Below are 11,892 nucleotides of genomic sequence, written 5' to 3' on the forward strand. Positions count from 1 at the left end.
GCTAGGCGCGCTTTTTACAGAGAAGTTCTTTACGATGTGCACAGTTGCTGTTGATGCAAATCCACTGAGGACGACCTATGCGACAGGTTGCGTGGAATGGAGTGCTTGATGTCATTGCGTAAACGTATTTGCGATTGTGCCGTTGCGGTTGTCTGCGCGTCGATGCTGGGATTCGGATTCTCACCGTCAGCGATAGCGCAAGAGACCGATACACTGCAGACCACAGTGAGTGATTCTTCCACAGCATCGAGTGACGCCGGAGCGGAGGACAACGCGCGCGTGGAAGATCAGGACTCCGCCTCAGACTCACAGGACTCGCAAACTGAGGGTGATGTGGCTTCGCAGAAGGCAGATTCGGTTGGCGGAACAACCACGAATAGTGCCTCTTCGGCGGCGCGAACGTTAGGTGATCAGCCTGATGCAGTGTCGGCGGCCATGCCGGAGAATCCCTCGTATACGTTACCTGAACGTGTGGCGGACTCGTTGCCAGATGATGCTTCGGTAGTTGGTCCTGATGCTGTTGCGTTGGGTGATGGCACGTATGTGTCGCTGAGTACAGGTGAACCGCTGCAACTTGATGCAAGTGCGTTCGGTGATGAAGGGCAGGTCGATCCTCTAGCCTTGTCTGGTGGTCGTCATTTCGTGCCGATTACGGTACGGCAGGTGCGCGAGGCTATGGAGCAGCCTGCGAACCATGCGGAAACGTATGCATTGCCAGGCAACAGTTACGGTGCCTATTGGGGAACGTATAATGATACTCCCGCGTTTTTTGAAGCAGATGGCACGCTCTTTGCGCAGCAAGCCAAGGGTGTGATTGATGTTTCCGAGCATCAGGGAACGATTGACTGGCAAGCGGTGAAGAACGCTGGCGTTGATGGCGCGATTATTCGTGTGAGCTTCGGTCGATATAACCGTTTTGATAAGGAAGCGCAGCGCAATATCAACGAATGTAAGCGTCTGGGCATTCCGTTCGGCGTGTATTTCTACTCGTATGCATATGACACGACGTATGCCTCCGACGAAGGCTCAACGGCAGTGTCGTACCTGCGCCAGTTGGGCGTTGCGCCGGGTGACCTGTCATATCCGGTGTTCTATGACTTGGAAAACTGGCTGGGGCAGTGGCCTGGGTATGCACCTCCTACAAGTCCTTCAGCATATGAAGCTATCGTGAATGCTTGGTATGCCAAGCTCACCGCCGCAGGATACACCAATCTCAGCGTATACTCATATACCTCGTACCTTAACGGTCCGCTGAATACTTCCAGCATCAGAAACAAAACACGGTGGGTGGCAAGCTACGGCACACGCACCGGGTTCACCTTCTCTACCAACGATCGTGGATGGCAATACAGCGAAACTGGCAGCATCGCAGGTATTAGTGGCCCGGTGGATTTGAATGCGTTTGGCAACAAGGAGTATGTCCATGCTGATTTTCCTGGCATGGATTTAATGCAATTGGGAACTCCTAAATGCGACATTGAACCGGGAACGTATTATTTATTGTTGAGGAATGGGAAAACTCTAGATGTGGATCATGCATCTTTGGCTGATGCGGCAAATATTGTTGCTTATCCGCTAGAAGGTTCATCTAACCAGCGGTTCGTTATTAGATCAAAGTCTAATTGTCAGTATCAAATTTCAGCAGAGCACTCTGGGAAGGTGTTGGATGCGTCAGGTCCTTCTTCGAGAAACGGAACGCCGATAATACAGTTCGCTGATAACGGACAGCTTAATCAGCGTTGGGAGTTTTACTGCAATAGCGCTGGATACTGCTATATAGCATCGGTATATGCGGGCACGGAGAATAAAGTGATTGATGTCGTCAACGTTGATACATCGGGGGTTTCTTCGGTTAACTTGTGGGCTGCGAACGGTGGTGATAACCAAGGTTTCAGATTAGTGCCGTCCGGTGATTATTTAGCTGATGCTGATGGATGGGTTGTTCGTGATGGTGTTCGCAGGTGGTATGACAAAGGAATCATGGCGAGAAATAAAGAAGTTTATGATCCATCTCAAGGAGCATGGTATTTCTTTGGGACTGATGGTTTGCCGACGACGGGTATTGTGTCCTTGTCGGATGGCAGAGAGGTCTACTACGATGCAGATGGAAGGATGCTGTACGGGCAGCATTACATTGGGGGAAATTGGTATTACTTTGATCCAGCATCTGGCAGCATGTCCCGCAACGTTGATGTTTGGCTTGCGGAAGATAGTAAGTGGGTTCATTATGACGAAGCTGGACATATGGTTTATGGGCAACATTACATCAATGGGGCTTGGTACTTTTTTGATACGGTAACTGGTGCTATGGCGCATGGAGTTACATGGCTGTCCGATGAGAGTAAATGGGTATACTACGATATTGTGACTGGTAGGATGCAGTATGGCTTGCTGAATCTGAATTATGACGCTGAACATATTGGATGGTATTATTTCCTGCCTGGTTCTGGTGCAATGCAAAAGGGATCGGTTTGGGTACCTGAATGGAATCAGACGAGGTGGTTTGACCTCTGGTCGGGAAAACTTGCCGATTAAGCCAAGTATCTATGACTTTGGGCTTTTGTGTTGCTACATTAGCAGTAGTGGATTTAACGTAAGGAGAGGTTGAGACTATGAGCCTGGTAGAGTTTTCTAAGGAGGGTCATGCTCCCATAATTTTCTTTGTGCTTCCTTGTTATAACGAAGCTGAGGGACTCTCGTATACGGCGAATGTCCTTATGAAGAAGTTTCAAACCCTGCTGAACGGCAATGAGATTTCGACAAAAAGCCGGATTTTTTTGTAGATGATGGATCTACTGATTCCACTTGGGAGGAGGTGTCTTTACTCCATTCCACTTATCCGGACATATTTGGGGGAGTAAAACTAGCTCATAATCGAGGTCATCAAAATGCTTTATATGCAGGATTGATGTACGCCTATCAAGCGGGGTGTGATGCTGCCATATCGATGGACGCGGACTTGCAAGACGACGTTGATGCAGTTGACGAAATGATTCATAAATTTGCTGTCGAAAAATGTGAAGTTGTGTATGGTGTACGCTCTTCCAGGGGGCAAGATACATGGTTTAAGCGTGCTAGTGCGGAAATGTTTTATAAGATTTTTGCATGGATGGGGGCTGAAACGATTCCTGACCACGCAGACTATCGTCTTATGGGGCGGTCTGCGCTTGCAGCTTTGGCCGATTACGGCGAAGTTAATCTATTTTTACGTGGTATGGTTCCTTCCATCGGATTCACGTCTGGGAGGGTTTATTATGTGCGTGGGGTTCGTAAAGCTGGAGAATCTAAATATCCTCTAAGAAAAATGTTGGCTTTTGCATGGGAGGGAATTACCTCATTTTCAACAAAGCCGTTGAAGTTTGTCACAGGCTTAGGGATTTTTTCTTTATTGGTGGGCATCGTAGTGCTTGGATATACTCTTTTTTCGGTTTTTTCTGGGCATGTTGTAGCTGGGTGGGGATCCTTGATGTGTTCCTTATGGTTCGTGGGTGCATTTTTATTGCTGTCTATGGGAATCATTGGCGAATATGTCGGAAAAATATATATGGAGTCCAAGAAGCGTCCTCGATATTGCATCGAGAAGGTTCTTGAGTAGATCGCGCGCCTTTGATAGTCGCTTTTCTGACTGCCAGGATAAGAAAGACTTTTCACACTACGTTCGTAGTTGTCTTGGCGGATGTTTTAGGCGCAAAAGCGATAACTGCGGATTATACTGCCTTTTCGTATGTGGCGGGGTGATCTGGGCTTAGCGGAGTGGAAGGTATTTAAAATTCATCGCATTATGATTGTTGGTGCATGGTTTTGTAACATTGACGAGTGAATTTCTTGTTTCTGGAAGTCTCTGGAATCTAAGCTTAATACCTACGGGTCGATAAGATGCTTTTACTGTACGTCGGTGCGGGTATTTATACCGTTAGATGATATATCAGTGATGGAACGTAGTGCGAGGGCGATTGATCGGAGGGAAAATGGTTTGTTCTTCCTTATCTCGGCGAGTGTATCGTTTTTGTGTAGTTTTCTTTTTGATGTGTGCCTTTCTCATATGTGTGTTTTTGGGGATTGGCTCTGTTTTTTCTACAGCTTTTTTCCGAGTCGCCGATCAAGATATAGAAGTTAATCCGCTTAACGAATCAATAATGATCACGGCTGGTTTGCCTTCGGTATTTTTTTTGTTTGGAGTACTTGCAATCTTATGTATAATTCTGCCTTTGAGTGGGTTGCTGCGGTGGTGTCCGTCAAGGTGGAGACCGGCAATGCTGTTTATGGTAGTTCTCGTTATTTCATGTGCTTGGCTTTGTTTTTTGCAAGCGAAGGGTAGTTTTTGGTATAACGATTCGCAGTCGTTGCTGGAATCAGCGGCAGCATTCGTGCAGGGGGACTATGGTCGGTTCGTATCTGGGCAGCCTGAGGTAAGATTTGGCGTACCTAATTTTTATAACTATTTTTCATGGTATCCATATCAGCTTGGTGGCATGTTGTGGTTTGCTGCGCAGCTGAAAATAGTGGGCGTGGGAAACATCTTTGGACTTCAGATAATCAATGCATTTTTGACGTCTGGCATGGCGGTATGCATTTATTACATTACGCGAATGATGGGAATATCGGATAGGGTGCAACGTGTATTAATGGTGGTTATTGCGTTGTTTCTTCCCATGGAGATGCTTTCAGCATTTGTGTATAACAATACTGGTGGCTTATTTTTTGTTGTCGTGGGGATGCTATGTGTCCTCAGCGCGTGTCGTGCCGTCTCGCCAAGTAGGCGTTATGTTCTTCTTGGAACGGGTTTTTTGCTAAGTGCGGTTGCAATGAGCATAAAAGGTACTGTTGTGATCTTTGTGATCGCAGTGTCAATTGCATCTGTGCTATTTTTTTTGATGAGAAAGCAGTATGTAGGTGCAATTGGGGTTATTATTCTGTTCGTGATGGCAAAGCAAATCAGTAATTTGCCAGTTTTTGTTGTTGAACATATCACAGGCGTGTCTTTTGGCAAGGGTATTCCTCAACTTGCATGGGTGCAGATTGGTTTGGAAGGGAATGGTAATAATTCAGGGTGGTGGACCTCGGTTGCGTTGGATGCATACAATATCTGTGGGGGAGAGCTGTCTTGTCAGTCCAAGATGATTTCCGAATCGTTGAGGTCTATTGTGTTGAATTTTATGCAGAATCCTATTTCTGCCATGGATTTCTTTGCGCATAAATTAACTTCGGAATGGGCGGAGCCGACTTATCAGAGCTTATATTATTCCGGGGCTTCGGGAAATGGTGTTAGAATCTTACTTAATGATTTTCCTCGGCTATATAAGCTACTTATATCGTATATGAATGTGTTCCAGTCGATTCTTTATATTTTTGCCGCAATGGGGTTGTGGAAATCTTATAGAGAGAATGATGAAGTAGCCGGCTTTGTAAGGGGCTGCGTTGCGCTTACCGTCATTGGTGGTTTTACTTGTTTTCTTTTCTGGGAGGCAAAGAGTGTTTACACTTTCCCCTTCGCGCTAATGATGACGCCCTTTGCGTCACTTGGAATAGAAGACCTATTCCAAGTGATAAAGAGGCATAGAGGTTTTAGAGTCAAATGATGTGGAAGTGGCGTTCTCGGCACTTCCACGCTGGATTAAAGTCTTTTCCCTTGTAGTGAGGGATAGAACAGCACGTTTACTTTTGGAATATGGTAAAGCCCACATGCCAGGACGCAATCGAATGTGAACCGGATTAGAAAAAGCACAAAACCGGTGGCATGACCATCTGTCAGTGATGTAACTATGGGCATGACGATATTCCATGGGATTGTATCATCCTCCAAAAGATGTACGCAAAGCAGGGCAAGTGTGTATTGTCCGCAAAAAGCTAGGGGTGTGGCGATAAAATTAAGGTATCGGTCCAGTAATGCACTTATGCCCACTATGCAGGTGGATGCGGCCAATGAGCCGATCAGAGCGAGGAGAACATACCATCCTTTCCCGTATTGGTTTAATGCAATATTGAGTCCAGGGTAAAAGAGCAAAAAGACTATCCATGCCGCAGCTGGTATTGAATATAGCAATGTATGTTTATTGAGTAATGTGAATACGTTGTATTTTCTCAGTAGATAGCCCAAGTATACGTATAACGAAGCGGTCATGGCCGCTTGAATGCTCAGAGGGAACCAAAAGATGGATGAGCTGAAGTAACCCATGCAAAACGAAGCCAGTACGGCTAGTGGAGCGTATCTTTTGGCGGCAATGTAATGCACGAATAGTTGAGACCAGAATAATGCAAGCAAGAACCAAATGGCACCTATGCGGTAAGGTACTGGCCATAAATAATTAGGGGCTATATCACCCGCTCCATAAAATGCGGCGGCAGTCCAGCCCGCAAAAATTTCTTTGGCTCCGGTGTGGGTGCAGTAGGCGTATACAGAGTTGAGGAGTATAACGCCGGCTGCGGTAATTGAGTAGGTGTAGAGAAGTTCCTGTTTTTTTTCTTCCACGAGAAAGGACGTTCTGGTTTGAGGAAGTATCCCGACAATATGAAGAAGAGCGGCATGTGGAAAGAGAAGCATAGGTTCAGTGCCCAACTTTGGATCGATGGAGTGGAATATTCTGAACGTAGGATGCTGTGGCTTAAGATTACGCTCATTATGGCAATGCCTTTTGCAATGTCAAAATACCGTATTCGTGTGGCTTGCATCTGTTATCCTTCAAGAGTTTAGGTTGGCTGGATAGGTTGCTAGCTAACCAGTAGGTGAGTCGGATCTCTGCAAGAAAGTTTATACTCCCCAGGGGAAGAACACTGGGGAAGGCCGCGATGTGGTTCTGTTTATTCTAAAATCGTGCGTATGGGGCTAGCGAAAATGATGGCTCTGTCAAATTCGTATACATCGGTGAATGGGGAAAGATGATAGAATCTATGCGTCCGGAGCATTTGCGATCTTACGGCGAATTGGCATCTGTATTGAGAGAACTATGCGTTCATGAAAACATTGAAGAAGACGGCTCTCTTGCGGGATATACTAAAAGAGTTACTTCTATTTTGAATGAGGAGACTTCTCCTGAATTATTATCTTTGGGGTTTGCTGCTCTAGTGTCGAATGGTGTATGGAATACACCTTGGTGTTTGGATGAGGTTATCCGAGATGCCGAAAGACAAAGTGGCAATTTAGGTAAGATTGTCGTGTTTCTAGATTCTGGAGAAGGAAATATGCATCCGGATGACATCCGTTCGGATGCGTTCATGCTCCTTTACAAGCTGTGGCGAGAGTCGATATGGCTCTCTTTCCAGTTAACCTGTATGCACAGTGTACGAAATCACGTAAGTTCTCAAATCCAGGATTCTTTTGACTCTGTTGATCAGAGGCTGAAGGAAGTGGATATAGCCATGAACAATGCGGCGGATGACGTGCGTAAATTGCAAGAGAGGTCGAGTCTAAGTCATGTAGGAGTACTAGGCATATTTGCGTCGGTCGCACTCATTGTAAATGCAGGTATTTCTTTTTCTGGGGCGGCGGTAGAAGCGTCTGCAGGTATGAGTTTTACCAATATTGTGTTCGTTGTTGCGCTTATGGGCTTCGTCGTTCTTAATGCAACGGCGTTGTTGGTAATGTTCTTGTGGAAAGTTATCAAAGAGCAAGCTCCCTTTTCACGAGGCGCCATCCTCATATGGATAGTGACGAATATCCTACTCATAACGGGGTCTGCTGTGTCGATTGCACTGTGTCGGTAGGGTTATCAGCTTATGAAGCATAAAGCAGCGACTAACGATATTTTGGCGCACTTGATAGTATGATTATCTGTCAGTAATTTCTTTTATGGAGGCTATTGGACTCATGACAACATTAAAGTTTGCGAATGTGTTGCTGGAATCTAACCCTCGTGCTTTGGCTTACCCTTCGATGTATTGCGTGTCGGATGCACTGTTTACTCCAGATAACGGGGCGTGGTTGCTGCAAGGCGCAGGCGTGTTTGATTTCACCACGTATTTCAATGCGTTGTCGGTGCGGAAGTTGCGTGAGTTTACCACGGCTCGTGAGTTTTCCTTGCATGTGGAGCTGCGTGGCGCGTCGTGTGTGGTGGAGCAGGCGATGGGGGATGCGTTTGCGGCGGAGCCTTTGGTGGTGGAGGGTGTCTCTGCTTCGGTGCCGGCTTCGGACGAGTGGCGTTCGGTGGATTTGCCGTTGCGGGTTACGGACGATATGGTGCTTGTTGGGTTCCGTATTGTATCGGATGGTCCGGTGTGGCTGCGTGATGGGTATTATGCGTTGGAGTGCGACGGCGAGCTGCGTGACGTGGAGTTGGTGCTGTCGACCACGACGTTTAAGAAGGAGTCGTTCATCGAGCGCAACATCGCTTTGGTCAAGGATCAGATTCTGGGTTGCGATGATGACATTTCGCGTCATTTCACGATGTATGTGATCGACAATGGTCGCACGTTGGATGCGGTCGCGTTGAGTTCGGATCGTGTGCATGTGCGTCCGAACGAGAATGTGGGCGGTGCCGGTGGCTTCACTCGTGGCATGATCGAGGCGATGGAGCAGTCTCCCAAGGCGACGCATGTGTTGCTGATGGATGATGACGTGGCGGTGTCGCCGGAGAGCATCAAGCGTACGTACAATCTGTTGCGGATCGTGAAGGATGAGTACCGCGAGCGTATGATCAGCGGCGCGATGCTGAACTACGAGGTAGGCGAAGATCAGTGGGAAGATTTAGGACATATGACGCCTGTCGGCACGTTTGCTGCATGCAAGCCTCCTCTGCGCACCACGATATTCGAGGATTTGATTTATAACGAGTTGTATACTCCCAGTAAATGGCAGCAAGACAATATGTACGCAGCATGGTGGTATTGTTGCATCCCTCTGTCGGTGATTGAACGCAATGGTTTGCCGTTGCCGGTGTTTGTCCGCTGCGATGATGCGGAATATGGTATTCGCTGTAAGACAGGCTTTATCACGATGAACAGCCTGTGTATTTGGCACATGTCGTTCCACGTACGGTATAACGCAGCTGTGGAGAGATATCAGACCACGCGCAACACTATGATTGCGCAGGCGACCACGGGCATGGCTCCAAAAGCTGACTTTATGTATGAATTGCATAACAATATTCGTCTTGAGTTGAAGAAGTTTGGTTATGAGAACGCGGAGCTGTGTCTCGATGCGTTCGAGGATTTCCTCAAGGGGCCGGGGTTCATTTCGGCGAAGGGGCAGGCGGAGCGTAGCTTCATGGAGGCGAACCGTCGCAAGGAGCAGTTGGTCGGGTTCGAGGAGCTGCAGCGGATTGTGCGCGAGGATCCCGATCTGGCTGGCTTCGATTTGGCGTCGGTGGACAGGCAGCTGATCGACGGGGACAAAGCCCGAACGCGCGTGCAGCGTCTGCATGATTTGGTGACGGACAATGGGCAGCGTTACCTGAAGTCGGAGGGCGAGGGGTATGCGGTGATTCCGTTCCAGGGCTGGGTGTATCCGGCTGGTGTGATTCGTGGCAAGAAGAAGTTGATTGTGTTGGATTGGTACAACCGCAGGGGAACGATTCGGGTCAAGGATTCCGCGCGTTACGAGGCAATCAAGAAGCGTTACTCGCGTGATTTGCGGTACTACAAGGCGAACATTGATCGGCTGCGCAAGGAATACGCCGCGGCTCGCGAGGAGCTGACGTCCGTCGGGTTCTGGAAGAACTACCTCGACATGTAAGATGTCTGAAGATTTTCGCAGTGTCTCCACCTGCTGTTAAAAGGGCGGAGACACTGTATTTTGTTTTTACCGTCCGTTATAGATAACTTTGTTAGTATGGCATGCGTGAAAAAGATGGTTGATAGATTAGCGGAACGCTACGGCTACGCTTGGATTGTGCTCCGTGGCTTGGTGAAAACTGATTTTCGCCTACGGTACCAAGGTTCCTTCCTTGGCATTGCTTGGTCGGTGCTGAAACCGCTGATGATGTTCTGCGTCATGTACGTGGTGTTTGGCAAGTTTTTGCGTATGTCCGACGGAACACCCACATATCCGGTGGTATTGCTTTTGGGTATTAGTTCCTGGCAATTCGTTACGGAGTCAACAAATATAGGATTGCGTTCGGTGGTCGACCGTGGTGATTTGTTGCGCAAGATTCATTTCCCCAACTATATCGTAGTGGTTTCCGCCACCATGGGTGCCTTGATTAGCTATGCTATCAACCTGCTTGTGGTATTGGTGTTTGCGTTATTCGCGCGAGTGCAATTCACATGGCGAGTGGTTATGCTGCCCCTTAACGTGTTTGAACTGTATCTGGTCACGTTGGCAGTGACTTTGCTCATGTCTACGATGTACGTATATTTCCGCGATATCGCGCATATCTGGGATGTGGTCCAACAGTTGATTTTCTATGCCATGCCAATCATTTATCCATTGAGTTATGTTACGGATCGTGGCGGTATGCTCGCTACACTTGCGCGTCTGGAACTGCTGAACCCCTTCGCACAGACGATTCAAGATATTCGGCACAATTTCATTGCGCCGGAAACTCAGCCGACCATCTGGACGGAATTCGCCAATCCCTTGGTACAGATTATCCCCATTGCCCTGACGATAATTTTGCTTATCCTGGGTATTTATGTATTCCGTCGCAATAGCCGTAAGTTCGTCGAGGTGATGTAATGAGCGAGGAACAACACGAACATAAAGACTCTCCCGTAGTCCTATCTGCGGAACATGTCTCCAAGTCTTTTAAGCTGCCGACTGAGCAAGCCACCGGCATGAAGCAGGCGTTCATCAACTGGACTAAAGGCATCAAAGGCTATAAGAAGCAGGAAGTCCTCAAAGATGTAAGCTTTGAAGTGCATCAAGGTGAATTCTTTGGCATCGTCGGCCGCAACGGTGGCGGTAAATCAACCCTGCTGAAACTGATTTCACAAATCTATTATCCAGAAACCGGCAGTATCAATGTGCGCGGTAAACTCGTGCCGTTTATCGAGCTGGGAGTTGGCTTCAACCCGGAATTAACCGGTCGCGAGAATGTATACCTCAACGGATCGCTTCTTGGTTTTACCCGTGAGCAAGTCGATGATATGTATGACGACATTGTCGAGTTCGCAGAACTTGAAGAGTTCATGGACCAAAAACTCAAGAACTACTCCAGCGGTATGCAGGTAAGGCTGGCGTTCTCCGTTGCCATCAAAGCTCAAGGCGACATATTGGTGTTGGATGAGGTTCTGGCCGTAGGCGATGAAGCATTCCAACGCAAATGCGATGACTTCTTTACGGAAATTAAAAAAGACCCCACCAAAACCGTTATCTTGGTGACACATGACATGGGTGCGGTGAAGAGGTACTGTAGCAGAGCAATGATGATTGCTGACGGGCGCATAGTGACTATTGGCGATCCGGAGACCGTATCGCAGGAATACACGCTGGCAAATTTGGCAAGTGAGAGGAAACTGGCGGCTGAAAATACGCAAGCCCGAGGAGGGTTTGCGAATGGACTTAATGCGCAATGCCCCGTATTGCGCACATATCCGCTGGAAACAAAAATTTACCGTTCTTCGGATGTGTTCTCTTTTGCTGTGGAGTACCAGTATGATGAGCCGGGTGATTTTTATTTAGCGATTGCATTACATGATCTTCGTCGGGGAGGCATTAGCTATGACACCGGGGCGAAAGTATTGAAGATGCGTAACCACGGGCATCGAATTGTTCGATTTGAGTTTCCTCTTAACGTATTTAATGATGGTGAGTTTCGACTTATTACGTCATTGCGGGTTCCCAGTACATCGGATGACAATATGACGGATGCTGTGGGTGTTGCATTGGACGAAAACGCATGTGATTTCGTCATTCGAGATGAGCGTAATCGTGATTATGCGCTGCTGAGTGACCGAGCCCTGATGATTACGCAGGTTGGCGAGGACAGTGCTGAACCGCACGATGCGGCGTAATGGGCA

At 47.7% G+C, this 11,892-nt stretch carries 7 protein-coding genes and 1 pseudogene; 7 read left to right on the forward strand and 1 reads right to left on the reverse strand.

What is annotated here, in order from left to right:
* The first annotated feature begins 108 nt into the window (after positions 1 to 108).
* The 3 genes and pseudogenes from AC1AWK_RS00310 to AC1AWK_RS00320 all read left to right on the forward strand — a co-directional run bounded on the left by AC1AWK_RS00310 (position 109) and on the right by AC1AWK_RS00320 (position 5,579).
* Positions 109 to 2,535 (forward strand): GH25 family lysozyme, encoded by a 2,427-nt coding sequence (locus tag AC1AWK_RS00310; protein WP_476567336.1) that lies wholly within the window; start codon positions 109 to 111, stop codon positions 2,533 to 2,535.
* Between the two features lie 77 nt (positions 2,536 to 2,612).
* Positions 2,613 to 3,595 (forward strand): annotated as a pseudogene (locus tag AC1AWK_RS00315) (glycosyltransferase family 2 protein).
* Positions 3,596 to 4,253: 658 nt separating this feature from the next.
* Complete coding sequence (locus tag AC1AWK_RS00320; protein ID WP_476567337.1) at positions 4,254 to 5,579, forward strand: hypothetical protein; 1,326 nt, start codon at positions 4,254 to 4,256, stop codon at positions 5,577 to 5,579.
* A 733-nt stretch (positions 5,580 to 6,312) separates the two neighbouring features.
* On the opposite strand, the gene AC1AWK_RS00325 is transcribed toward AC1AWK_RS00320, so the two are convergent.
* Complete coding sequence (locus tag AC1AWK_RS00325; RefSeq protein ID WP_476567338.1) at positions 6,313 to 6,669, reverse strand: acyltransferase family protein; 357 nt, start codon at positions 6,667 to 6,669, stop codon at positions 6,313 to 6,315.
* Positions 6,670 to 6,888: 219 nt separating this feature from the next.
* Between AC1AWK_RS00325 and AC1AWK_RS00330 the strand changes: the two genes are divergently transcribed.
* From AC1AWK_RS00330 to AC1AWK_RS00345, 4 genes are all read left to right on the forward strand, one after another.
* Positions 6,889 to 7,701 (forward strand): hypothetical protein, encoded by an 813-nt coding sequence (locus tag AC1AWK_RS00330; protein WP_476567339.1) that lies wholly within the window; start codon positions 6,889 to 6,891, stop codon positions 7,699 to 7,701.
* Positions 7,702 to 7,804: 103 nt separating this feature from the next.
* Complete coding sequence (locus AC1AWK_RS00335; RefSeq protein ID WP_476567340.1) at positions 7,805 to 9,667, forward strand: glycosyltransferase; 1,863 nt, start codon at positions 7,805 to 7,807, stop codon at positions 9,665 to 9,667.
* Positions 9,668 to 9,781: 114 nt separating this feature from the next.
* On the forward strand, positions 9,782 to 10,609 hold the full coding sequence (locus AC1AWK_RS00340; RefSeq protein ID WP_476567341.1) for an ABC transporter permease: 828 nt from the start codon (positions 9,782 to 9,784) through the stop codon (positions 10,607 to 10,609).
* Entirely contained in the window at positions 10,609 to 11,886 is a 1,278-nt protein-coding gene (locus AC1AWK_RS00345) for an ABC transporter ATP-binding protein (protein WP_476567342.1), read from the forward strand. The genes AC1AWK_RS00340 and AC1AWK_RS00345 overlap by 1 nt, the downstream gene beginning before the upstream one ends.
* Positions 11,887 to 11,892: the final 6 nt, after the last annotated feature.

The sequence above is a fragment of the Bifidobacterium sp. LH_491 genome (assembly GCF_056356495.1).

Coding starts and splice junctions, on each gene's coding strand:
- AC1AWK_RS00310 (WP_476567336.1), top strand. CDS start 109: ATGTCATTGCGTAAACGTATTTGCGATTGTGCCGTTGCGGTTGTCTGC.
- AC1AWK_RS00320 (WP_476567337.1), top strand. CDS start 4,254: ATGCTGTTTATGGTAGTTCTCGTTATTTCATGTGCTTGGCTTTGTTTT.
- AC1AWK_RS00325 (WP_476567338.1), bottom strand. CDS start 6,669: ATGCAAGCCACACGAATACGGTATTTTGACATTGCAAAAGGCATTGCC.
- AC1AWK_RS00330 (WP_476567339.1), top strand. CDS start 6,889: ATGCGTCCGGAGCATTTGCGATCTTACGGCGAATTGGCATCTGTATTG.
- AC1AWK_RS00335 (WP_476567340.1), top strand. CDS start 7,805: ATGACAACATTAAAGTTTGCGAATGTGTTGCTGGAATCTAACCCTCGT.
- AC1AWK_RS00340 (WP_476567341.1), top strand. CDS start 9,782: ATGGTTGATAGATTAGCGGAACGCTACGGCTACGCTTGGATTGTGCTC.
- AC1AWK_RS00345 (WP_476567342.1), top strand. CDS start 10,609: ATGAGCGAGGAACAACACGAACATAAAGACTCTCCCGTAGTCCTATCT.